Source organism: Pseudomonas sp. 2, from assembly GCF_056627435.1.
The window spans coordinates 217,876-241,574 of record NZ_JBWXNG010000011.1; the positions used below are offsets into that span (position 1 = coordinate 217,876).

Annotated in this window: 21 protein-coding genes; 8 read left to right on the forward strand and 13 right to left on the reverse strand. The window is 63.4% G+C overall.

Annotated elements, in window-relative coordinates:
- Positions 1 to 13: 13 nt before the first annotated feature.
- From AC1MEK_RS19345 to AC1MEK_RS19355, 3 genes are all read left to right on the forward strand, one after another.
- On the forward strand, positions 14 to 637 hold the full coding sequence (locus tag AC1MEK_RS19345; protein WP_480397873.1) for a DUF4136 domain-containing protein: 624 nt from the start codon (positions 14 to 16) through the stop codon (positions 635 to 637).
- 27 nt (positions 638 to 664) lie between these two features.
- Positions 665 to 1,231 carry a DUF4136 domain-containing protein gene (locus AC1MEK_RS19350; RefSeq protein WP_480397874.1) on the forward strand — a complete coding sequence of 189 codons (567 nt, stop codon included), beginning with the start codon at positions 665 to 667 and terminating at the stop codon, positions 1,229 to 1,231.
- A 219-nt stretch (positions 1,232 to 1,450) separates the two neighbouring features.
- Positions 1,451 to 3,451: a TadG family pilus assembly protein gene (locus AC1MEK_RS19355; RefSeq protein ID WP_480397875.1), complete on the forward strand. Its 2,001-nt coding sequence runs from the start codon at positions 1,451 to 1,453 to the stop codon at positions 3,449 to 3,451.
- Between the two features lie 133 nt (positions 3,452 to 3,584).
- Here AC1MEK_RS19355 and AC1MEK_RS19360 read toward each other — a convergent pair whose 3' ends face one another.
- Entirely contained in the window at positions 3,585 to 6,356 is a 2,772-nt protein-coding gene (locus AC1MEK_RS19360; RefSeq protein ID WP_480397876.1) for a PAS domain-containing sensor histidine kinase, read from the reverse strand.
- A complete protein-coding gene (locus AC1MEK_RS19365; RefSeq protein ID WP_480397877.1) occupies positions 6,346 to 6,804 on the reverse strand; it encodes a TadE family protein in 459 nt (152 codons plus the stop codon). The genes AC1MEK_RS19360 and AC1MEK_RS19365 overlap by 11 nt, the downstream gene beginning before the upstream one ends.
- Positions 6,805 to 6,879: 75 nt before the next feature.
- Here AC1MEK_RS19365 and AC1MEK_RS19370 point away from each other — a divergent pair, with 75 nt between their 5' ends.
- Positions 6,880 to 7,380 carry an A24 family peptidase gene (locus AC1MEK_RS19370; RefSeq protein WP_480397878.1) on the forward strand — a complete coding sequence of 167 codons (501 nt, stop codon included), beginning with the start codon at positions 6,880 to 6,882 and terminating at the stop codon, positions 7,378 to 7,380.
- A gap of 119 nt (positions 7,381 to 7,499) precedes the next feature.
- On the forward strand, positions 7,500 to 8,267 hold the full coding sequence (locus AC1MEK_RS19375; RefSeq protein ID WP_480397879.1) for a response regulator transcription factor: 768 nt from the start codon (positions 7,500 to 7,502) through the stop codon (positions 8,265 to 8,267).
- A gap of 129 nt (positions 8,268 to 8,396) precedes the next feature.
- Here AC1MEK_RS19375 and AC1MEK_RS19380 read toward each other — a convergent pair whose 3' ends face one another.
- From AC1MEK_RS19380 to cpaB, 8 genes are read right to left on the reverse strand one after another with little or no spacing between them, the layout of a single operon-like run.
- Positions 8,397 to 8,678: a DUF3613 domain-containing protein gene (locus tag AC1MEK_RS19380; RefSeq protein WP_480397880.1), complete on the reverse strand. Its 282-nt coding sequence runs from the start codon at positions 8,676 to 8,678 to the stop codon at positions 8,397 to 8,399.
- Positions 8,675 to 9,391, reverse strand: a complete 717-nt coding sequence (locus AC1MEK_RS19385; RefSeq protein WP_480397881.1) for a hypothetical protein — start codon at positions 9,389 to 9,391, stop codon at positions 8,675 to 8,677. Before AC1MEK_RS19385 ends, AC1MEK_RS19380 begins: the two co-directional genes overlap by 4 nt.
- Before the next feature lie 9 nt (positions 9,392 to 9,400).
- A complete protein-coding gene (locus tag AC1MEK_RS19390; protein WP_480397882.1) occupies positions 9,401 to 10,288 on the reverse strand; it encodes a type II secretion system F family protein in 888 nt (295 codons plus the stop codon).
- A 1-nt stretch (position 10,289) separates the two neighbouring features.
- A complete protein-coding gene (locus tag AC1MEK_RS19395; protein WP_480397883.1) occupies positions 10,290 to 11,174 on the reverse strand; it encodes a type II secretion system F family protein in 885 nt (294 codons plus the stop codon).
- 21 nt (positions 11,175 to 11,195) lie between these two features.
- Positions 11,196 to 12,458, reverse strand: a complete 1,263-nt coding sequence (locus AC1MEK_RS19400; protein WP_480397884.1) for a TadA family conjugal transfer-associated ATPase — start codon at positions 12,456 to 12,458, stop codon at positions 11,196 to 11,198.
- Entirely contained in the window at positions 12,455 to 13,654 is a 1,200-nt protein-coding gene (locus AC1MEK_RS19405) for a CpaE/TadZ family protein (RefSeq protein WP_480397885.1), read from the reverse strand. Before AC1MEK_RS19405 ends, AC1MEK_RS19400 begins: the two co-directional genes overlap by 4 nt.
- The gene (locus AC1MEK_RS19410; protein ID WP_480397906.1) at positions 13,651 to 14,874 is read right to left on the reverse strand and encodes a type II and III secretion system protein family protein; all 1,224 of its coding nucleotides are present in this window, start codon (positions 14,872 to 14,874) and stop codon (positions 13,651 to 13,653) included. The genes AC1MEK_RS19405 and AC1MEK_RS19410 overlap by 4 nt, the downstream gene beginning before the upstream one ends.
- Positions 14,875 to 14,928: 54 nt before the next feature.
- A complete protein-coding gene (cpaB, locus tag AC1MEK_RS19415) occupies positions 14,929 to 15,888 on the reverse strand; it encodes a Flp pilus assembly protein CpaB (protein ID WP_480397886.1) in 960 nt (319 codons plus the stop codon).
- Between the two features lie 322 nt (positions 15,889 to 16,210).
- Here cpaB and AC1MEK_RS19420 point away from each other — a divergent pair, with 322 nt between their 5' ends.
- Complete coding sequence (locus AC1MEK_RS19420; protein WP_480397887.1) at positions 16,211 to 16,405, forward strand: Flp family type IVb pilin; 195 nt, start codon at positions 16,211 to 16,213, stop codon at positions 16,403 to 16,405.
- A gap of 48 nt (positions 16,406 to 16,453) precedes the next feature.
- Complete coding sequence (locus AC1MEK_RS19425; RefSeq protein ID WP_480397888.1) at positions 16,454 to 16,861, forward strand: response regulator; 408 nt, start codon at positions 16,454 to 16,456, stop codon at positions 16,859 to 16,861.
- A 195-nt stretch (positions 16,862 to 17,056) separates the two neighbouring features.
- On the opposite strand, the gene AC1MEK_RS19430 is transcribed toward AC1MEK_RS19425, so the two are convergent.
- From AC1MEK_RS19430 to pbpC, 3 genes are all read right to left on the reverse strand, one after another.
- The gene (locus AC1MEK_RS19430) at positions 17,057 to 18,733 is read right to left on the reverse strand and encodes a ShlB/FhaC/HecB family hemolysin secretion/activation protein (protein WP_480397889.1); all 1,677 of its coding nucleotides are present in this window, start codon (positions 18,731 to 18,733) and stop codon (positions 17,057 to 17,059) included.
- Positions 18,734 to 18,918: 185 nt separating this feature from the next.
- A complete protein-coding gene (locus tag AC1MEK_RS19435) occupies positions 18,919 to 20,508 on the reverse strand; it encodes a collagen-like triple helix repeat-containing protein (RefSeq protein WP_480397890.1) in 1,590 nt (529 codons plus the stop codon).
- Between the two features lie 368 nt (positions 20,509 to 20,876).
- On the reverse strand, positions 20,877 to 23,201 hold the full coding sequence (pbpC, locus tag AC1MEK_RS19440) for a peptidoglycan glycosyltransferase PbpC (RefSeq protein ID WP_480397891.1): 2,325 nt from the start codon (positions 23,199 to 23,201) through the stop codon (positions 20,877 to 20,879).
- A gap of 98 nt (positions 23,202 to 23,299) precedes the next feature.
- On the opposite strand from pbpC, the gene AC1MEK_RS19445 reads away from it, so the two are divergent.
- Complete coding sequence (locus AC1MEK_RS19445) at positions 23,300 to 23,593, forward strand: hypothetical protein (protein ID WP_480397892.1); 294 nt, start codon at positions 23,300 to 23,302, stop codon at positions 23,591 to 23,593.
- The last annotated feature ends 106 nt before the right edge of the window (positions 23,594 to 23,699 follow it).

Consider the following 23,699-nt stretch of genomic DNA (forward strand, 5'->3'; position numbering starts at 1 on the left):
TGCGGAGACCATGATGAAACGCCGTCTTGCTTTGCTCGCCCTGTGCGTGGGCCTCACCGCCTGCCAGAGCCCGAACCCGTACCGCGCGGTCTCCGCCGCGATCCCGCCTGCGCCGCCGCAGGCCGCCAATACCCTGGACATGAGCGCCTACCCGGCCGCGCCCCGGGATTTCGGCCGTTATCGCAACTGGACCTGGCTCAATAACCAGTTGCCGCCCGGCACCCAGTGGGCCGATTCGGCGCAACTGGCCGAGGCGGTGAGCAACGGCCTGGATCAGCGTGGATTGCGCCCTTCGCGTAATCCCCAGGCCGCCGACCTGAGCATCACCGCCGACACCCGCGTGGAAACCCGGCTGCGGCAGGTGCGTGACGATTATTACGATCCTTACTACGGCGGCGGTGGAGTCGGTTGCTACCACGGCTATCGCTATGGCTGCGGCGGTTACGCGACGGTGCCCGTGGTCCGGACCTATCAAGTGCAAGTGGTCGTGGTGCGCATCAGTATGTTCGATGCCCGCAGCGGCCAGCCCGTGTGGAGCGCCAGTGCCGAAACAGGCAGTGGCGGCGATCAGTCCGATCGCGCCAAGGCCCTGCGTCAGGCAGTACAGCAGGCTTTGACCGCCTACCCACCTACGTAATCGTGATTACGGTATTGGAGAACCATCATGTTGCGCTGTATCGCTGTCGTGTGTGTTGCCCTGCTGCTCAGCGCCTGTCAGACCGATCGGGTCAATCGTGACTTCGACGCACAGCGCGACTTCGGCGGGTATAGAACCTGGGCCTGGAAAGAACCGGGTCTGCAATATCAACCCAATGATCCACGGATCAAGAGCGACCTGACCGAGCAGCGTATTCGTCAGTCGGTGGGCGACCAGCTCGACCAGCGCGGCCTGCGCATGGCCGCGCCCGGCGTGAAGGCGGACGTGCAGGTGCAAGCCTGGCTGATCGTCGAAAACCGCCAGCAGATGGTCACCACCAACTACGGCGGTGGCGGCTACTGGGGTAACCCGTGGGGCGGCTACTGGGGCGGCCCGATCGGCACCGAGACGCGCAACGTGAGCTACAAGGTCTCGACCCTGCAGATCGACCTGCTCGACGGCAAGGACGGCAAGCTGGTGTGGCGCGGCAGTACCGAACAGACCGTCAATGACGGCGAAGCCAACCCGGCCGCCCGCGAACTGGCCCTGCGCCAGACCGTGCAGAAGATCCTGCAGCAGTATCCGCCGCATTGATGGTGCGTCATGTGAACCTGTAGGAGCGAATTCATTCGCGAATGGCCGGTACATCCGACATCCATGCGTCGGCCATGCCATTTTTCGCGAATGAATTCGCTCCTACAAAGACCTCACCAACCATGGATCTGCCATCCTGAATCCAGCACTTTCGCCAAGCCACAGCTACACTCGAACCATCTCGGGTGAGTAGCGACGGCTTTGCCGAAGGAGTGCTGGATGTCTCCCCTGATGTACCCCCTCGCCCGCCGGGAGCGGCAGCGCGGTGCCATAGGATTGCTGGCAGCGCTGACGATGGCCCTGGCTGTGTTATGCACACTGGTGGTGGTCGACAGCGGCCGGCTGTACATGGAAAAACGCACCTTGCAGCGCGTCGCCGACATGGCCGCGCTGGAAGCGGCGAGCCTGAACGGCAGCTGCAGCGGCGCAAGCTCGGCCAGCACCTACGCCACCCAGAGCGCCACCCGCAATGGCTTCACCGTCAGCGACGCCAGCCGCACCCTGACGACGAGGTGCGGCACCCTGGCGGTTGGCGCCAACAGCCGCCGCACATTCACGGTCGATGCCAGCAAATCCGATGCGATCCAGGTCACTGTCATGCACGCGGTGCCACGCAGCATCGCTGCCGGGATCGGCGCGATGTTCGAGAGCAACCCTTCGCCGGCAGACATCTCGCTGACCGCCGTGGCCGTGGCCGCCAAGCCCCTGCCACCGCTGGCCCAATTGACGATCCGTAGCTCGTTGTTGAGCGTGAACATCGATCAGACCCGCGCCAACTCGCTGAACTCGGCACTCAGCGCATTGCTCGGCTCGACTGTCGATCTGAACCTGGCCAGTTGGAAAGGCCTGGTGGACACCGACGTCAACCTGCTCAAGTTCGCCGACCAACTGGCCATTGCCCTGAACGTCAAGGCCGGCGACTACACCCAACTGCTCACCACCAACACCACCCTGACGCAGCTGATCGGCGCCTCGATCAGCGCCCTGCAACAAAGCGGCGCCACGGCCACCATCACGGCGGCCATCAATGGCCTGACCAGCCTGCAAACCGCGGTGGCGGGTTCCGGCGCAGGGTCGTCGCTGATCAAACTGGGGGACGTGCTCAACGTGCAGAGCGGCACGCCCAGCGCCGGGCTGGATACCGGGCTGCAGGCCTTTCAACTGGTGCAGACCCTGGCCCAGCTGGCCAATAGCAAGAACGCCGCGGCCATCACCCAGACCGTGACGGTACCGGGCCTGGCGCAGATTTCGGCCAAGGTCAAAGTGATCGAACCGCCGCAGCTGTCCGCCGTCGGCAACCCGCTGCTGGCCAAGGCCGACCCGATGGGCGCCAACCGGATCTACGTGCGCACCGCGCAGGTCCGGGCGCTGGTCACGGTCGATCTGCCGGTGCTGACCGGCGTGGTCGGGCTGGTCAACGCGGTGGCGGGGCTGACCGGGCCACTGACCACCACCCTCAACGGCCTGCTGAGCCTGAACCTGAGCGCAGTCGGCTGCCTGCTCGGGACCAAATGCACCCAGACCGATCCCCAGGTGCTGCCCAATGGCCTGAAGATCAATCTGGGGCTGGAACTGGCGGCGGCCAACTCCCGCGTGACCGATGTCAATTGCACCAACGATGCGACCAAGACCCTGACCACCCAGACCAACACCGCACTGGCCACGGTCCGGGTCGGCACCATTGACGAAACCACCTTTTTCTCAAGCCTGACGCCCACCGATGCCGCGCCCCTGGCCATTGTCGACATCGGCACCAAGGCGTGCAGCAATCTTCTGGCGCTGATCCCGCTCAGTTGCGACCCGCGCAAACCCTTCGCGGCGGGCGGGCTGGGGCTGACGCTCAACACCTCGCTGATCGGCAATGCCACGCCCTACACCTACGTGTTCAACCCGCCTGCGGAAATGAACAAACCGCCGACCATGCAACCTGCGCCAGCCAACAACATCGTCAGCAGCCTGAGCACGACGCTGTCGGGCGTCAGCATCAATCAGTTTGGCCCCAATGCGAATGCCACAGGTCTGGGTGCTCTTCTCAACACGGTTGCGGGGACCTTCAACGGCGTCATCTCACTGGTCGGTGCGGTGGTCAAAAGCACCCTCAGCCCCCTGCTCGACCCACTGCTCAACAGCCTGCTGAGCAACCTGGGGATCGACATCACCAACATTGACGTCGGCGCCAACCTCAGTTGCCATCCGGGGCAGGCGCAGTTGGTGATCTGAGAACACAACCCAATACCTGTAGGAGCCGGCTTGCTGCGGGCGGCGTTCCGACGATTGCGGTGTGTCAGACCCAGCAGCGTTGAATGACACACCGCATTCGCCAGCAAGCCGGCTCCCACAAGTCAAACCTCATTTACATCCGTGCGATGGGCAGGGCTATGCGAAAACACGCCCCTTCACTGGCATTGCTCACGCTCAAGCGCCCACCCATCTGCTCGACGATGCCGTAGCTCACCGACAGCCCAAGCCCCGTGCCGACGCCCACCGGCTTGGTGGTGAAGAACGGTTCGAAGATGCGCTCCAGCAGACGCGGGTCGATGCCGCCGCCGTTGTCTTCGACGATGAGCCAGAGGGTCTGTTCGTCCTGCTCGACACTCAGGCCGATCCAGGGTTGCAGCTCAGGATTTTTTTCGCGCTTGGAGAGCAGCGCGTCGCGGGCGTTGACCATCAGATTGATCAGCACCTGTTCGAGCTGATCCACGTGCCCACGCACCTGCACGCGCTGGCCGTACTCGCCCACACGCAAGTCGACGCCCTTGCCCTTCATGCCTTCGGTGAGCATGTTCAGGGTGCCTTCCACCGCTTCGATGGGGTCGAACAACTGCTGTTCGATCTCCGAGCGGCGGCCGAACACGCGCATGTGATTCACCACCTTCGCCGCGCGTTGCACCTGGGCGTCGATGCGGTTGAGTTTGTCGGTGAGGTAGTCGATTTCCACCTCGCCGTTGCTCAGGCGCTTGAGCACGTTGACCACCGCCATGCGCATGACGTTGAGCGGCTGGTTGATCTCATGGGCCAGCCCCGTCGCCATCTCGCCCAGAGTCGCCATTTTCGCGCTCTGGTTGAGCTGCATGCGGGTGCGACGGATTTCCGTGTTGTCGCGGCCCACGGCCTGAATCTCGACCAGCTTGCCGCGCTCGTCGAACACGCCGCGGTCGGCCCAGACCCACCAAGCATGTTCGCGGCCCGGCAGCTCCAGGCAGATCTCGGCGGTGCTCATGGGCGACTCGGGCGTCAGCTCGGCGATGCGGCGCAGAAAGGCGTCTTTCTGCTCGGCGGAAAACCACTCGCCCAGGTTGATGCCCGGCAGTTGCCCAGGGGTGCATTCCAGGTAGTCGGCCAGCGGCCGGTTGCCGAAATTGAGGATCAGATCCGGCGTGTAGCGGCAGATCATCGCCGGCGAATCCTCGACCAGAATCCGGTAGCGCTCTTCGCTCTCGCGCACCCGCTCGGTGGCCTGGGTGGCGTCGGTGACATCCAGCCACAAACCCACCGCCTCCACCGGCATGCCCAGGTCGTCGCGCAGCAGCCGCGCTTCGTCCAGCAGCCAGTGATAGCCGCCTTTTTTGTCGCGCAGGCGATAGCGGCAACTGACCACGCCTTCGCGCAGTAATTGTCTGGTGCGCTGGAACCAGATGTCGCGGTCGTCCGGGTGGATGTACTGGGTCAGTTGGCCGTCGCTGCATTCGGCCTGGGTCCAGCCCAGCAGCGGCGTCAGGCTGGCGCTGAAGAATGTCGGCTCAAGGCTGCCATGGTCATAGCCGAGCACGTAGATCACCGCTGGCGAGCTGGCGATCAGGTTGTCGAGCCGGGCGTGGGCGGCGGCGGCCTGGATTTCCTGGTTCTTGATGTCGCTGACGTCGAGCATGAAGCCCAGCACGCGGCGCACCTGACCGCTGAGCAGCACCTGGCCCTGAATACGCAACCAGACCGGCGCCTCGCCCGGATCGTCCTGACGCAACCGCACGCAGCAGAGCATTGCGGTGCCATGGTCACGCAACTGGCGCATGCGGCTTTCCAGCTCATGGCGGTCGGCCGGGTGAATCAACTGCAGCCAGTCATCGAGCGCCAGCACATCGCTGGTGTCGGGCAGGCCCAGCGTGCGCGCCAGTTGCGGCGCCAGCTGGATGTCCTTGCCCCTGGGCAGCAGCTCCCACCAGCCAGTGCCAAGCAAGTCCTGCAATACGGCGAGGCGCTCCAGCTGATGGCGGTGCGCCTGATCGGCCTGGCGATACAGAATGGGACCCGCCAGTGCGGCACACAGGTTCATCCACTCGCGTTCACCCAGTTCCGGCGCCTGCAAGCGGGCGTTGTAGAAGCCAAACAGCAGCCAGGCCTTGATCGAGCCTTCCTTATGGTGAGGCAGCAGAAAACCGTCGGCATTGCCGAACGCGCTTTGCAGATGAACCAACGCATTAGGCGCGCTGAAGTCGATCTGGTGGGTGACCGTGGCGTCCAGCGCATCGAGGTCGCTGCCCAGGCGCTGGCCGTCCTGCCACAGTTGCGGCGCGGTCTGGGCGTTGTAATGGGCGTAGACGCGCCAGCCCGCGCCACTGGGCTCGGCCAGCACCAGCGCCAGGCAAGGCACGCGGTAGTTCTGCGCCAGCTCCTCGAGCTGCTCGGCGGTCACCGCCTGCAAGCGCTCCACATGGCAACCGCGCACTTTCTCGGCCAGTTGCCCGGCCAGGCGCAGGCACTGCTGACGGCTCTGGGCCAGATTGGCCTCCTCCATCAGGTCGCCGATGTCCAGCAGTTGCAGCAGCCAGTTCTCGCCTTGGGCGTGGACCCAGCCACGGGTGTGCAGCACTTGGCCATTGGGGCGCCGGAAATCCAGGTCGAGCATGTGCCCCAGCCAGTCCTGCGGCGCACCTTCGACCACCAGCGCGCTGCTGGGCATCAGGTAGCCGAGCAGGCGCTGGGCCGGCATCACCGCGCCGGTCACGCCCAGCGCGGTGCGCAGCGGTTTGCTGATGCCGGTGACCCGCCCTTCTTCGTCCAGCTGCATGTTCCAGTCGGCGCTGACCGGCGCAGGTTCGGCCACCTGAGGCTGGCGTTGTGAGGCTGGCTCGGCAGGCGCATCGGCCCGCCCCAGCCAACGGTTGAGAATTTCGTTCTTAAGGGGCAAGTTGCAGGCTCGCTTGGGCTGAGAGATAGGTCGGCAGATTCGGCACGTCACCGATGCCGGGCAGGGTCAACACCGGCATGACTTGCGTCAGTTTGCTCTTCGGGTAATTGATGGTGACGCTGAGCACCTTGCCGTTGAAGCTCACCACAGCATCGGTGGTCGCGTTAAAGGCAAGCGCCGAAGGCAGCCAGGTGAGCTGGCTGGTCAGGGCCGCGTTGGCCTGGTTGATCACCACGGTGTTGTAGTTGGTGACGCTTGGGTTGATGGCCACCCCCTGACGCACGGCCTCGGCGGCGGCATTATTGAACGACTGCATCATCAACAGCGGCAGGCTGTAGCTCACCAGCCCATAAAAGACGGCAAAGAAAATCACGAAGACCAGCGCGAACTCGATGGCCGCTGCGCCTTTCTGTCGTTGGGGGGAAAAGTTGCGGGAGGTCCTTCGCATGCCGACGTCTACCCTGACAGTGCTACCTTGCATGGAGCATAGATTCTTTCCGGAAAACAGGACGTTTTTTACCCAATGAATTTACTTTTCCTACTTGTCTGGTTTGCCGTCTGTGCCGATCAGGACGCGCGACACAGAAAGGTTTCCAACTGGCTGACATTCGGCGGTGCCTTGCTCGCACTGGTCTGGCTGCTGATCAACGGCCACAGCTGGCTGGGTGCGCCGCAGGAAGAGGCATGGTGGGGATTGGCCGTAACGTTGCTGCTGACGTTGCCCGGTTACGCGCTGAACCGGCTTGGCGCAGGGGATGTGAAACTTCTTGTTGCATTGGCCCTGGCCAGCGACCTGATGTTCGTATTGGGCACCTTCATCGGCGCCGGATTGAGCAGCCTGATCTGGTTGCTGGGGCGTCAAAAATCATGGCCTCTGCTGGCTCAAGGACTTAGAAACCGCTACCCCCATCTCGCCCCGGATGCGTCAAACAAACAGCCGTTCGTGCCGTTTCTGTTCATCGGCTTCGCGGTGATGGCGCTATGGCTCCACACGTCGCATTGCCATCTCACTCTATGTACATAGTCAGAAAGTGGGGCTAGGTTTATTCCTACGTCCGGACAGTGATAGTCCTACAAGGGATGCCGTGAAGGATTGCATGGCGCCGGACCCGGTTCAGTGGTATTCGCAGCAGGGAGTCGCGGGTGAACAAGCATTCGGCAGTAAAGGTCCTGGTGGTCGACGATCAACCCCTGATCGTCGATGAAGTCTCTGAATTCCTCGAAGGCAGCGGTTATCGCTGCGTGCCCTGCTATTCCAGCCGGGAGGCGCTGGAGCGGTTTCGCGACGACAGCGACATCGCGATCATTGTGTGCGACCTGGAGATGCCCGGCATGAACGGCATCGAGCTGGTGCAGGCGATGAAACGGCTGGTCGGCAAGCAGCGCATCTTCGAATCGATCATGCTCACCGGCCGCGCCGAGAAGCAGGACGTGATCAAGGCCCTGCGCGCGGGCATCGCCGACTACTACCAGAAACCCGTCGACCTGAACGAGTTGCTCGAAGGCATCCGGCGCCAGGAAGAATCCCTCGAAGAACGGGTGAAGAACGTTCAGCACCTGGGGCACCTGAACGACAAGCTGCAGTTTCTTGCCGCCTCCATCGATGACCTGTGCCAGGACCTGGACAAATCCCGCCAGATCGCCCAGCCCGCCTTTGCCGAAAGCGACGGCGAGTTCGTGATCCCGGCGATTTTCGAGCAGCTGTCACCGCGTCAGCTGGACGTCGCCAAGCTGGTGAGCCAGGGCAAGACCAATTACCAGATCGCCTGTGAGCTGGGGATTACCGAGAACACGGTCAAGCTCTACGTCTCCCAAGTGCTGCGCCTGACCCACATGCACAACCGCACGCAACTGGCGCTGGCGCTGTCGCCCACCAACGCGGCAGCGCGAGGGCGGGTGACGGCGCATTGATAGGTAAAACGCAAACCGACCCTGTAGGAGCGAATTCATTCGCGAACGGGCGTTCAACCGATAGAGATGTAGCGGTTGTATCACCGCATCGCGAATGAATTCGCTCCTACAGAGATTGCCTGCTTCGATTCAATTCCCGCCCGTACCGCTACCGCCCACCGTGCCGCCCTTCTTCTGCTCGAAAAACTCCGGAATCGGGTGCTGGTAGCTGTCCAGCCAGCGCTGCATGCTCAGGTCGCGTTCGATGGGAGCGGCCGGTTGCGGGATGGGCGATGCGGCCTTGCCGCTGGCTTGCAAATTGAGCCAGGTTTCGGTCTGTTGCTGCGATGTCGAGGATGGGCCCGGTTCGATCGCCTGGGCCATCGAACCGATCAGCGACAGGCCGATAAAACTCCACATTAGCGTTTTCATGGTTGTCTCCCTGCATCGGACGCATCACTCACCGCCGCCACCTTGACCGCCTTGATGGTCAAACCGGCGGGGCTGGCCTTGAGTTTCTCGGCGCGGGCCTGGGCGTCGTTGACCTGCTCGGGCGTCAGGCCGCTGCGCGAGACCAGCTCGGCGGCCTGGGTCCAGTCATCCTGATAGATCAAGAGCGTCACCAGATTCAGCGCCGCCAGGGTGTCGGACTGCTTGAGCTCCATGGCGGTGAGGAACTGAAAGCGCGCCTGTTCGAGCTTGAGCTGGTTCAGGTACACCACGCCCAGATCGTTGCGGATTTTCTCGTCGGTGGGTGCAAGCTTCACCGCGGCCTGCAGGTGCATCAGCGCCTGATTGTTGTTGCCTCTGGCCGCCGCCAGCTGACCCAGGCCATGCTCGCCTTCGGCGGCGCGGCAGGTGCCCAGCAGGCTCTGGTACAGCGGCTCGGCCTCGCGGCTGCCGAGCAGACGCAGCACCCGCGCCTTGCGCAAGCGCACCTCGGCCAGGTTCGGCGGCAGGCTTTCCAGGTGCGCCAGGCTTGCGTGCAGGCGACCCTCGTCGGCCATGTCCTGGGCCATGTTCAACGCCAGTTCCTGATCCGACGTCGGCTTGGCGCAACTGGCCTGCGCCTGCCATGGCGCGGCCCCGTTGCTGGCGCAGCCGCTCAGCAAGACCAGGCCCAATATCGCAATCACTGCTTTCATTCGAACTCCCTAATGCCCGGCCAATGCCTTGCCGATTGCCGTGAATCCAGGCCCCGCGATGACGATCAACAGCGCCGGAAACAGAAACACCATCATCACCACCGACATCTTTCCCGACAGCTTGGAGATGTATTCCTGCAAGCGGGTCAGGCGCCGGTCATCGATCAGTTGCTTGAGCGCCAGCAGTGACTTCATCGCCCCGCCGCCCTGGTGGATCAACTGGTTGAGGATCACGCAGGTGTCGCTGAATTCGTCCACCGCCAGCAAGGCGGCCACTTTGTTCAGCTCATTGCCCAGCTCCAGGCCTGAATCGACCCGTACCAGCATCGCCCGCAACTCCGAAGACAAGACCGGCAGCAAGCGCTGCCCTTCATTGCTCAGTATCCGCAACGCCTGCTCCACCGCCATGCCGGACTCGAACAGAATGCGCAGCAGCGGGATGAATGTGGACACCTCCACCACCACGCGTTTTTGTCGTGCGCTGGCCGCAGCGGCCAGAATCCGCTTGGGCGCCAGATAGCCCAGGCCCAGGGCGAAGGTCGGGGCCATGACCGGATAATTCGTGTCGCTGAAGAACACCGTCTGAATCAGCACCACTACGCAGAACAGGACAATCGGAACGCCAATCTGGCAGGCGGCGAACACCGAGCGCTGGCTCGCTCGGCGCCAGCCGATGCGGTTGAGCAGGATCTGCGTTTCGCTGTCCAGACTCACCGAACGCTGGCCGAAGCGGCTGTCGCCCAGCACCCGTAACAGGCTGCCGACCCGGCTGTCGCGCGCGGTCTCCCCCTGCAACCGCGACAACACCTGACGCTCGCCGCGGCGCTGGCGGGCCAGGCTCAGCAGCAGAAAAAAGCCGGCCAGGGCGAAAAGCAAGGCGCTGAGCATCAAGGCCATCTCAAATACTCCGCAACATGCGCCACAGCGCAAGACAACCCATGGTCTGCATGACGAAGGCCACCATGAGCATTTTCCAGCCGGCCTGATCGTTCCACATGTGCATCAGATAGGAAGGATTGACCACCAGAAAGTAGCCCACCATGCCCACCGGCAGCAGCGCCAGAACCACCGCGGTCATGCGTGTCTCCCCGGTCATCGCGCGCAACTGACGCGCCGCCTGCTCGCGCTCGCGGATCAACCGGATGAGGTTTTCCAACAACTCGCTGGCATTGCCGCCGTAACGGTGGTTGACCCGCAGCCCCAGCGCGAACAGCTGAAATTCGTCACGCTCGTACAGCTCGGCAAAATCCTGTACGGCATCGGGCAGCGTGATCCCCAACTGAACGTTACGCTTGATGCGACCCATGGCCTGGCTCAGCGGTGCATCCGTTGCCTCGATGCTGTTGAGCACCGCATCCCCCAGGGTGCGCCCGGACTTGAGGCTGCGCACCGTGTGATCGAGCAGCTGCGGCAGTTGGGCGATCATCCGTTGCATGCGGCGCTGGTAGCGCAGGCCGACGTAAAAACGCAGGATGATGACCGGCAGCACCAGCCCCAGCACCAGCCCGACGATGTCGTATAACGCATAGCCCATCAGCATCACGAGCAGCCAGATCGTCAACGCCAGTGGCAGCCGCTCGGTGGGGCGGCCCAGACCTGCCCGCAGGAACGCCCGATCAATGGCCGCCAGCGCAGGTCTGGTCGGGGCCTTCTCGACTTGCCCCAGCGTCAGGCGGGCCAGGATCCGGTCGCTGACGCCCTTGTTCAGCGCGCGATGGAAGAGGTAGAGCGACAACCCCATCAGCAGCATGAAAATCAGTCCGAAAACGATGGCTCCCTTCATCGCTGACCTCCCGCAAACACGCTAGTAATCGAGCTGGCGCAACTTGTCGCCGGCCGGGTTGATCGCCTCGCGCAGGAAACCGAACCCGGTGCGCCGGTCCAGCCGGAACAGGGTGTTGGTGACGTAAACGTCGTCGCGGGTGCCGACCACTTCCACCACCTCGCTGACACAGCGGCGCCCGTCGGGCATGCGGGTCAGCTGGATGATCACGTCCAGCGCCGCGCAGATCATCTGGCGCAGGGTCTTCTCGGCGATCTGCCGGCCGGTCAGCCCCACCAGCGTCTCAAGCCGCAGCAGCGCATCCTGGGCGTTGTTGGCGTGCACGGTGCTCATCGAGCCATCGTGGCCGGTGTTCATCGCGGTCATCACGTCGAGCACTTCGACGCCGCGAATCTCGCCGAGAATGATCCGGTCCGGGCGCATCCGCAGGGCGTTGCGGATCAGGTCACTGGCGCGCACCTCGCCATGGCCCTCGGCGTTGGGCGGACGGGTTTCCAGGCGCACCACATGGGGGTGGCCGAGCTGCAGTTCGGCGACGTCCTCGATGGTCACCAGCCGTTGCTGGGTGTGGATCATCTGGCTCAGCACGTTGAGCATGGTGGTCTTGCCGGTGCCGGTACCGCCGCTGATGAGGATGTTGCAGCGCTTGCTCACTGCGCTTTCGAGAAAGTCGTAGATGGGCTGGTCGATGGTCTGCATGGCCACCAGATCGGAGCTTCTGAGCATGTCCTTGCGGAATTTTCGAATCGACACACAGGGGCCATCCAACGCAATCGGCGGGATGATCGCGTTGACCCGGCTGCCATCGGGCAGGCGCGCATCGACCATCGGTGAAGACTCGTCCAGGCGCCGGCCCAGCGGCGCAAGGATGCGCTGGATGACACGTTCGACGTGGTGGGAATCGATGAAACGTAAATCCGAATGGTGCAGCACGCCCTCGCGTTCGATAAACACCTTGTTGGGGCCGTTGACCAGAATTTCAGTCACGGACTTGTCGCGCAGCAGCACTTCCAGCGGGCCGAAGCCGGTGAGCTCGTCCACCAGCTCTTCGGCCAGGCGCTCCATTTCGTAACGCGATATCGCCAGCTTGAGCCGCGCGACGTATTCGGCCACCTTGTCCGTGACGAACTGCGCCAGCGCCGGGCGCGTGCCTTCGAGCAGGTTGCGGCCGCTCTCCTCGATGGCGTCGATGATGTAGCGATGCAGCACCAGTTTCAGGCCCTGCCCGTCGCCGCCGCTGTCGGCAGGACGGGACGACACGCCAAAGAGCTTTTCGTTCTTCATTTCCCTGCCCTCAGCAACCGGCCCAGCCATCCATCCCGAGGCTTGCCGCTGGTATCGGAGTGACTGGCCAGACGCTCGCCCAGATTGCGCAGGCCTGCGCTGAGCGATTCACGGGGCGACAGCTCGAACAGCGACAGCCCCTGATTCTTGGCATTGAGGCGCAACTCCGGACTGAGCGGCAGCACCACCATGGCGGGCAGGCCGAAGGTCTTTTCCAGCGCCTCGGAATTGGGCGTGACTTGGCGCAGGTATTTGTCCACCAGCAGCCCCGCCTGCTGCAGCTTCAGGCCCTTTTCCCGCCACAGATTAAGGATCGCCAGATTGCGCCGGCACTCGGTGACGTTCTGATCGGTGTACCAGAGCAACTGATCGCAGTGAGCGACGAAGGTGCGCAGTGACTCGCTGTCCGGCTGGCCCACCAGATTGACCATTACATGCTGGAAGTGCTGACGCAGCGCGCTAAGCAGCATGTACAGCTCGGCGGCGCTGGTGTGCTCCAGCGACATGTCATCTTCGCCGTAGGCCAGGATGTGCAGCTGGCTTGAATGCACCGTGAATGCGCTGTCGATCAGGGTCGAATCCAGCCTGCGCAAGTGACGCACTGCGTCGCCGAAGGTGAACGACGATTCCAGGCTGAGCATCGCCAGGCTGTCGCCTCGCGGCATGCCCAGATCGAGCAGCAGGGTGCGCTGGCCTTTCTGCTGGGCAACCAGCGCCAGATGCGCCGAAACCAGCGCGCCATCACCATCGCACTGGGCGCCGTAGATGACGGTCAGGCCGCCCATATTGGGGTTGGGTGCCACAGCGGGCAAACGCTTGCCCAGGCGTCGCACCAGCCCCGCCACTTCGCTGGAACGCGAGCCATAGGCGACGAAATCCCGCGCACCGGCGCGCATGGCATTGAGCACCAACTGATTGTCCATGCCGTCGCCCAGCGCGACGATCGCCAGCATCGGCTTGGCTTCCAGCGCACCTTCGATCAGCGCGCTCTGGTTCATCAGGTGATCGCGATCGAGTCCCACGAACACCACGCTGGCGAAAGTTACGTCGACCAGCGCCAGCAACTCGTCGAGGCTGCCGGTGCCGGCGCTGACCACCTGGCCCAGTGGCGCCAGCGCGCCTTGCAGCCATTCAAGGTCAGTGGTGTTGCGGGTGATGGCCAGAAAGGTCTGGCTCAGGCTCGGTCCCTGACTCATTGCGATAACCCGCTGCGGCGATCGAATTTGCCGTCTTCCAGGAAATACAACTTGGAAAAACTAGGATCGTAATTGCGCAGCCCCTCACCCGGTAGCGACGGCAGCTGCGCATTGGCCGCCAGCGGCTGGACCAGATGCGGCGTGACGATCATCAGCAGATCGCGCTCGTCGCGGTTGATCTGCGAGCTGCGAAACAGCGCGCCGAGAACCGGGATGTCGCCAAGGCCGGGAAACTTGTCCACCGATGCAATGTTGCTGGTGTTGATCAGGCCGCTGATCACGAAGCTCTCGCCGTCGGCCAGCGAGACACTGGTATCGGTGCGCCGCACGTTGAGGGCCGGAACGGTGGTCCCGGCGATGGTCACGCCAGCGCTGAAGTCCAGCTCGCTGACCTCCGGCGCCACTTTCAGGGTGATGCGATCGCGCCCCACGACGGTGGGCGTCAGGGTCAGGCGCACACCGTATTCCTTGTATTCGATCGAGATACCGTTGCTCTCGCCGTTGGGCACCGGTACCGGAAACTCGCCGCCGGCGAGAAAACTTGCACTTTGCCCGCTCAGCGCCACCAGGCTGGGCCGCGCCAGGGTGTAGGCGAAACCGCTGCTTTCCATGGCGTTGAGCATCCCCAGCACTTTGCTGCTGCCGCCGCCCCAGACGATGTTGAAGTTACTGTTGTTGAGCGGGATCGCCGGGCGCGTGCCGCCAACGGTGCCAGGCGTTACCGTCACGCCGGGTACGGTGCCGGGCGAGCCGAACAGGAAGTTGTTCGAGCCGCGACCGAAAATCGAGGTGCTGGCTTCCTTGAGTTTGGTGCGGCTGACCTCAACGAAACGGATATCGGTCTGCACCTGACTGGGCAGCAGCGGGTCTTCCGACGGCGGCAGCAGGGTGTCGGTCATCGCGCCCTTGGCAATGCCCCGCACAAACACCATGCTTTGCCGAGGCGTTGTGGAGCAACCGGTCCAGATCATCAGGCTGGTGGTGCCCGCGCCGACGCCGGTCAGCAAAAAGGCGTTGTTGTCGTTGCCGTTGACCTGCACGTCGGCGATCTTCGGGTCGCCCACGGCCAGGCGCGTGATCTGTACCGGCGAGCGCATTTCCCGCTGCACGCCCTGGCCGATCTCAAGCGCCGCGGGCATCGCCGACAACGCTGCACAATTGGCCGGAGCAGCCACGGCAGCGCCCTGATACATCCCGATAGACGCACAGGCCAACACCATACGGTTCAAAACCGGTTTGAAACGATTACTCATGAATGTGCGGTCCTTGCTCGATCAGGGAGTTTGCGCGGTGGCCTGGCTGCCACGAATGACTTCAATCGGTCTGGGCCCACGGGGCGTGCCCGCGCTTGCCGTCTGGCTGCGTGTGCCTTCCATGCTCAATTGGTTGAAGCGCACCAGGTTGCGGTTGGCCGTGTCCAGTTGCGTGGCAATCTCACCGTCGCCGGCCCAGTAACGCTCCAGGTTTTTCTCCTCGGCGCTGCGCACGGCCAGACGCAACGGGCCGGCCTGGCTTGCCAGCATCAGGCGGCTGAGCAGTTTCTCCGGCACCGCGACCACGATGCTGCGAGCGCTGGTCTTGAGCTTCTGTTGCTGCACACGCTCGTCGCGGCTGACGGCCTGATCGTCCGGGCCCTGACGGGTTTGGCTCTGAGTCACAGGCCCCAGCCAGGCACCGACGCTGAGCACGCGCAGTGCAGGTACGACGGTTTGGGCGCTGCGGTCGGTAGTGGTCTGATCCGGCGGCAGATACAGCAACACGTCCACATAATCCCCGGGGCTGATCTGCCCGCCCGCGCCAATGATTTCGTCGGTGGACAACGCCAGCGCACGCTCACCGGGCCGGATCATCCGGGCCAGCGCACCGCCGGCCTCGAAGCTGCTCTCGGTCAGCCAGGTGCCAGCAGCGAGCGGGCGCCAGGACATACGACCCACAGCGTCTTCGAGCTGGGTGAAACTGCCGGGCGGCGCGACTTTCAGCCGTTCGACGATCAGGTCTTCAGCCTTGATGGGCTCATAGGCGGGGATGTCCCGCGCCACCACCAGAACGGGTTGGCGAGTGGGATCCGGGGCAGGCTTTTCGGCAACGGGAGGCGCTTGCGGCGCCGAGTCCTGAACGACGGGGGCGATAGCGGCGGGCGCAGGCTGGCGACTCAGTACCAGCCCCCAATACCCGGCAAACAACGCCCCCAGTAAAAACAGCACAGCGAGTCCCATGGTGACGCGACTGCTCATGACGGCCCTCCCGTGCCTGACAACAACCTCGAAAACGTAACGAGACAACCTGTCATTCAGTTGGCTATGAACATTCATTCCTTTCGCTATAAGAAGGTAGTCCACGCCATCCAAAACGCCATCAGCGGTCCCAAATTTACATCTAAGACCTTCGTTCGAGGTACCGCCCCTGCAAGCCCCGCGTCATCGGCACTTATCACTTTCCGACTAATGCTTTCTTGTGATTGTGGAGTGGCGCATTGGGGTCAATGCTGTAGCCACGATGGATTGTTTAACGCTGCAAATGCGTAACCGCGCTCTCGAAGCGCAAAGGAGAAGTCAGATGTACCTTACTTACCTGTCGGCACTTTTACGTCGTTTCGTCAAAAACGAGGAAGCCGCTTCCGCCATCGAATACGCCGTCATCGTGGCAATGGTTGCGCTGGTACTGTTCGCAATGGTGACGCCAATGGGGACCGCCATCAGAGACAGATTCAACGACATCATCGAGGCCTTGGGTGGCACCCCGGCCACCTGAACCGCCTGAGTTGGCAATCTTCGTGTTCAATCAGCCCAGGTCGTGAAAATGCCCGCTCCCACACGCCAGCAACTCCTGCTCGTTGACGACGAAGAGGACGCCAACGAAGAGCTCGCCGAACTGCTCGAAGGCGAGGGTTTCTGCTGCTTTACCGCGCCGTCGGTCAAGGCGGCGCTGAAGATTCTTACCGAACACCCCGATATCGCGCTGGTGATCACTGATCTGCGCATGCCCGAGGAAAGCGGCATCTCGCTGATCAAGCGCCTGCGCGAACACACGTCACGCCAGCACCTGCCGGTGATCGTCACCTCAGGCCACGCCGACATGGAGGATGTCAGCGACTTGCTCCGCCTGCAGGTGCTGGACCTGTTCCGCAAACCCATCTACCACGTGCGGTTGCTGGAAACGCTGAACAACCTGTTTCCGGAGCCGAAGGTGTACAAGGTCGGGCAGTAGCCCGGCCTTTTCTTGTACATCGAAACACCCACCTCAATCGGCTCGCCTGCATCGGCGATTTCGCAATCGCCCCGCCGGCAAGCCGTGCTGCTACGGGTATGGGGTGATCCTCGAATCGTGAACACGACACACATCCCGTAGCAGCCGGGTTTGCCCGCGGGGCGATTTCGAGAACACCACCGCAGGCATGCCGTTTCAAAGCTGATAACTGAAACTCAAGGTAAACCTGGGGTTGCGGTTAAAGCTGTCCAGGCCCACGTCGGACATCGGCTTGGCGGCTTCCAGGGCGATGTTGTAATAACGGCCGTCGCCAAAGCGCAGCCCCGTTGCCGCCGAGGACAATCTGGAGCCCTTGATCGGCAGTTCGTTGAACCAGGTCTTTGCCGCATCGAACACCACATAGGGCTGCAGCACTTTTACCCACGTTCCGTCCCGGGTGAAGCTGTAGTTGACCTCGTACGCCACGCCCCAGCCCTTGTCGCCCGACGCCTGATCGGTGGGGTAGCCGCGGCCGAAATTCTGCCCGCCGAATTGCGCCCGTTCGCTGTCCGGCAAGGTGTCGTCGCTCCAGTACAGCGCCGCGGAAAACACGCCCTGCCAGTGCTCAAAAAACTTGTCGCTCTGCACCCCGGAAAGCCGTGCACGGAAGAAGTCCAGGTCGTAGCTGTCGACATCGGTTTTCGCGCCCATGCCGTCGATGCCTTGATACACGCCAGCACTGAGAATGCGAAGCTGCCGATCGGTCGATTTGCGCCAGTCGCCCTCCACCGCAAGCGCGCGGATGTCGGTACGGCTGCGAGCACTCATTGGCGAGTTGATGACGTCGTAGCGCGTCTTGTCATCGACCGCATACAGCCTCGAACCGACACTGAACCACTCTTTCTGTGCCGCAATCAGCGGGTGGCTGAGGCCGATCGAATAGCGGTCGTTGTGACGCTGCTGTTCAAGCTGGACGCCATTGTCCAGCACGAGAGGGGCGCTCGGTTCGCTGCGATACCGCGAGGCGGACAGGCTCAGCTGCGTGCCCTCGGCATTGAGGTACTGGCTGTAATCGATGCGGTAGTAATGCTCCTTGTCGTCGCCGGGCGGAAACAGGCCGCTGACCGTCAGCTGCTCGGCCATGGCGGTTTGCGCATTGCTGCTCAGCCCCAGCAGCGCCTGAAAGCCATCCCGATTGTCGTCGGTGGTGCTCAGCGTGCTGGTGAAGGGCTTGCGCGACGCCTGGGCGATCAGGGTGGTGGCGCCATCGGTGGTGCCGGGCGGCGGCACCTGGGCTTGTAGCGTCACGCCGGGCACGCGGCTCATCAGCGAGGTGTAACGCTCGAAGGTCTTGCGGGTCAGCGGGCGCTCGGCCTTGAGCTTGTCCACCAGCTTTTGCAGGTAGGCCGAAACCTGGCCAATGTCGCCTTCCAGCCGGTAGTCGCGCACATAACCCTCTACCAGCACCACCCGCACCAAGCCCTGATTGAACGACTGCGGCGGCAGAAACGCGTAGGACAAGAGGTAGCCGCTGTCCTGATAACGCCGGGTAATGGAACGCGTCGCCTCGATCAGTTCGGCCAGCGACGCTTGGCGGCCGATCAGTGGCTCGTAGGCCTTGCCCAATTCCTCCAGCGGAAAAACCGTGCCGCCCTCGATGCGGATTTTGCGCACGTTCACTTTCGTGCTCATCATCAAGGGCGCGGCTTCAGACGGCGGCTCCGGCACTTGCAGGGCGGGCGTCACGGGACGATAGGCATCGGCGGGCAGATTGGGCACCGGCAAGGTGCGTTCGCGGTCGTTGCTGTTGAGAAACGAGGGCAGTGATTCGGCGTTGGCAAAGCAGGGAAAAGCACACACACCCAATACCAGGGCTGGAACACAAGCACGCATAAGGACACTCCATGGCCATAACAGCAGCGGCGTTGTTCAGGCAAAAAAAGACAGGGGATCATCCGACTCCCCTGTCTGAACAAGCGTAGGCGTTGAATGACGGTCGCGATCCGAGAAACTCCGGAGAAAGAGCACTGCATCGCCGAAAACTGTCTGGCGAAAGCCCTCACACTGCCCGGCACTGCTTACTTGCGGTTCGCGACCGCGCCATTCAAACCACCGCCCAACACGCCTGTCACACCGTTGAGCAGCCCACCGATCCCGCCGGTGGAAGTGCTGCCACCATTCACCACGCCACCGGTCTGCGCCACAGTGGCGCCGACACTGGAAACCGTCGCCCCTGCCGCTGCCGCAACCGGATTGGCGCCTGTCGCTGCAATCTGGTTACCCAGGCCGCTCACCGCACCGCCCACCTGCCCGAGCAGGCCGCCGACCGGCGTACCGATGCCGGTCGATGCCCCGATGTTCTGGGTCACGCTGGTGACGTTGCCGAGCACCGGAGCGACAGCCGCGGCGACGTTGTTGGTCACGCCCGCGACCGGCGCACCGATGGACGTGTTAGCGATGCCGTTGCCGCCCAGGATCGGCCCGAGGGACGCCACAGTGGCCCCCGCGTTACTGGCATTCAGACCCAGGGCGCCGGTGAGATTGCCGCCTGCGCCTGACGTCAGGCCGTTGCCCGCTGCCGCGACAACGCCACCGACATTCTCAAGCAGGCCACCACCGAGCCCCGGAACGCCCGGCAGCCCCGGGACGCTGCCGCCGGTTCCGGCATCGGCGTGCAGATAGCCCGCCGCCGTTCCTGCCGCATCGCCCAGGCCGCTGAGCGAGCCGCCCAGGCCTGCGGTCAGCGGATTGTTCTGGGCGCCGTTCTGCAAGCTATTGCCCAGGCTGTTGAGCGTTCCTTTGGCGTTTTGCAGCACGCCGTTGACCGGCGCGCCCAGGCCTGTGGTTTCGCCCACCTGATTGGTGGTCGATTCGAGCATCGCCACCACCGGTACCAGCCGGTCGCCCACCGCCTGGGTGGCCGAGCCGAGGGGGCCGCTGGTGGTGGCCGTACTCAACGTATCGCCGAGCATGGTGACCCGTTGCCCGATGCCATCGACCAGATCCCCCGCGCCACCCGCGACGGTGCCCACCAGCGGCACCTGCTCGATGGCCGACGAGCGCGCAAATCTCGCCACACCACTGCCCAGCGACGACACGCCGGTGCCGACATCACTGGTCGCCTCTCCCACGCTGGAAAGGGTGGTGCCCAAGGAATTGCTGTCGGTGCCCAGGGTGCCGAGACCATTGACCAAGCCAGTGCCGACGCTGTTGGTGGCCAGGCCCAGCGACGAAACCAGGCCGCCTGCGCCGGACGTCAAATCAGAATTGCCGGCAATCGAAAGGGTGGAAACCGCATCGCCTGCTCCGACCACGGCATCGCCCAATTGCCCGACCACCGAACCCAGATCGATGCTGGTCTGCGCGGTGGTGCTCTGTGCCCTGACGACAGGCACTCCCCCGCCGCCGCCACCTGTTCCGCCATCGGTGCCGCCGGTTCCACCGCTGCCATCCGTTCCGCCAGTCCCGGCCGTACCGCCTGGTGTGCCGGTGCCATCGGTGCCCGTACTGGAGCCTCCATCGCTGGCTGATCCTCCCGAAGTACCGGCGGTTGATGAAGAACCATCGACATGGCTTTTCGAACCACCGCCGCCACTGCTGCACCCACCCAGGCTCAGCGCCAGAACGATTGCCAATGCCGATGTCGCGAAAATCTGTTGCGTTTTCATGGGGAGAATCCTTCCAGATCATGAATGCTGCACGGGCCTGACGGCATCGGCCGACAGGCGCTGGTCCATGGCTGCATATCAACGCTGTGGAAGGAATGGAGCAATTCGTCGCTTGGTATTAACAACTTGGATACATAGACGGGAAGGTTGACGAAAACCCTTTGGAATCAATGAGCTTCTTGTATCGAAAGCCGAGAAAAAGGCGGGATCAACGAAAGTTATATAGTCGGAATTGACGGGGTCGGCTGATGATGTCCTGTAGGAGCGAATTCATTCGCGAAACGATATTTCAGACGATGCAGATGCGTCGCCTGACTGATCTTTCGCGAATGAATTCGCTCCTACAGAGATCGACGCCAGTGAGCGGCTCAATCCACCACACTGAACTCCACCCGCGCGGTCTGGCCGCTTTCGTCCAGCACGCTCAGCTGATACCGCCCCAGACGGCTGAAGGTGTGGTTCCAGATTTCCTGATTGCCGGTATCGCCCACCGGCGCGCCGTCGATGAACCACCAGCGCCGACCGTTGCCGCCCAGCGCGGAGAGTTGCAGGCGCAGTTGCTGCTGGCTGCCCGCCGGCAAGCGCAGTTGATCGCCTTCACGCACTCCCACGATCGAGATCGGGGCGGCCAGGCTCAGGCCTTGCGGCGCGCAATCGGGGTCGATGGCGGGCAGCCTCGCCTCTCGGCGTTCGGCTTTTGCCAGCCAGGGTTCCAGCGGCGCGGGCCAGAGCGCGACTTCTTTGGCCTGGGCGCCCGGACACGACGCATCGACCCGCAGGCCCTTGTCGTTGACCCAGATCTTCTCCAGCAAACCCAGGCCCAGCGGCTGATCGGTGGCCTGCAAGGTTGGCGGCGTCGTGCCGTCCAGCGTCCAGGCGAATCGCTGGCGGCGGCAGTTGGGGTCGTTCTTGCTCATGGGTTGGCCCAGCGGCCAGCAGATCGCCGCAACGCCGACGTTCAGCGGCACCGGCAACACTGGCGGCAGGATGTTGCGCTGGGCGTCGCGGTTCACCAGCAGGTCATGCACCTGAATCATCAAGGGCGCCGCCGAGGCCAGCCCGAATTGCCCCGGCACCGGCGTGCCGTCAGGGCGGCCGATCCACACGCCAATCAGAAAGCGCGGCCCCACGCCAATCGACCACGCATCACGAAAGCCATAACTGGTGCCGGTCTTCCAGGCCAGTTGCGGGCGTTGTACGAGTTCGGCGTGAGGGTCCAGATCGGGCCGCGACTGGCCGCTCAAGATACGCCGGATGATCCACGCCGCCCCCGGCGACATCATCGGCCGGTCTCGCAGGCGATCATCGGGCTGCAAGCGGATATCGGCGCTGCGCCCGCCGCGAGCGAACGCCGCGTAACCGCCCACCAGATCTTCCAGGCGGCTGCCGGCGCCACCCAGAATCAGCGCCAGATTCGGCTGCGCCAACGGCGGCAGGGTCAGCGGCACACCGCCGTTGCGCATCTCGGCCGCGAAGCGTTTCGGGCCGTAGGCTTCGAGCAGTTGCACGGCGGGCAGGTTGAGCGACATCGACAACGCCGAACTGGCCGCCACCGCGCCGTTGAAACCCGAGGAGAAATTGCCGGGACGATAGTCGCCATAGCGGCGCGGCACGTCCTGCAGCAGCGATTCGGAATGAATCAGCCCGGCGTCGATCGCCTTGCCGTACAGAAACGGCTTGAGGGTCGAGCCCGGTGAACGCATCGCGCTGACCATGTCGACGTGGCCGAAGCGTTTGGCGTCGCCGATGTCCACCGAGCCGACATAGGCACGCACCGCCATGTTCTGCGCCTCGACCACCAGGATCGCCGCCGAGGTGCGTTCCGGCAGCCGCGCGCGCCAGCCCAGCAGCAAGTCTTCGAGACGCCGCTGCAGGCTGGCATCCAGGGTGGTGCGAATCAGCGGCGGGCTGTCGGGGCGATTCAGCCGCCGGGCCAGCAACGGCGCCAGGCTGGGTTCCTGACGCGGCGCCAGCAGCAGCGGTTCTTCCAGCGCTTCGTTGACCGCCTGCTGCGACCAGACATCGAACTCGGCCAGGCGCTTGAGCACTTTGTCTCGCGCGGCCTGCGCCCGCTGCGGGTGGCGATCGGGGCGCAAGCGGCTCGGCGCCTGGGGCAGCACCGCCAGCAGCGCTGCATCGGCACGGGTCATCTGCTGCGGCGACTTGCCCAGATACGCCCAGCTCGCCGCCGCCACGCCCTGCAAGGTGCCGCCGAATGGCGCGCGGTTCAGGTACAGCCCGAGAATCTCCTCCTTGGACAGGTGCCACTCCAGCTGCGCCGTGCGCCACAGCTGGCGCAGCTTGCCCGGCAAGGTGCGCGAATGGGGATCGAGCAGCCGCGCCACCTGCATCGACAAGGTGCTGCCGCCTGACACCACGTGGCCGCCACTGAGGTTCTGCCAGGTCGCCCGCAGCAGCGCCATGGGGTTGACCCCCGGATGCTGATAGAACCAGCGGTCTTCGTAGGTCAGCAGCGCCTGCAGGTAATAGGGTGATACCTGATCGACCGTCACCGGATAACGCCACACGCCGTTGGCATCGGCGAAGCGCCACAGCGGCGTGCCGTCTTCGGCCAGCACCACGCGGGCCAGATCGTCCTTGGGCAGCGGCAACGGCCAGAGGCGGTCGGCGAGCCAGAGCAGCAGGCAAATGCCGAGAATACTTGCGAGCAGCCAGCGAATCAGCCGTTTCATGCCAAACTGCCTTTATGCGTCAGGGAACTCGCTCCACCCGTCCGTAGCCAAAGCCAACGGTCTGTTCTCCATTCAATGCCCGTCATCAGGAAAAAGATATGCAGGTAGAAAGCGTTTTCGAATGGCTCGGCCAGGTCATCGGCGCAGTGATTCGTTTCGTCGTCGACGGTTTGAGCTGGTTGTTCAACATGTTCACTCACGCGGGGGCCAATTTCGTCGATGGCCTGGCACGTACGCTGGGCATGAACACCTCACTGATCAGCATCGCCGGGCTGATCATCGGGCTGATGCTGCTGTACTCGGCGATCCGCGCGTTCATGCGAGGCTCGATCATCGTCGGCATTCTCTGGCTGTTTCTGGGGTTGTGGTTGTTGAGCTGGATTATTCATTGACGCAACGCGGGCGCATGAACATTCCACTGACATAACGCGGACAACTGTAGGAGCGAATTCATTCGCGAAAAATTTGTCAGGCGATAGAGATGTATCGTCTCGACGG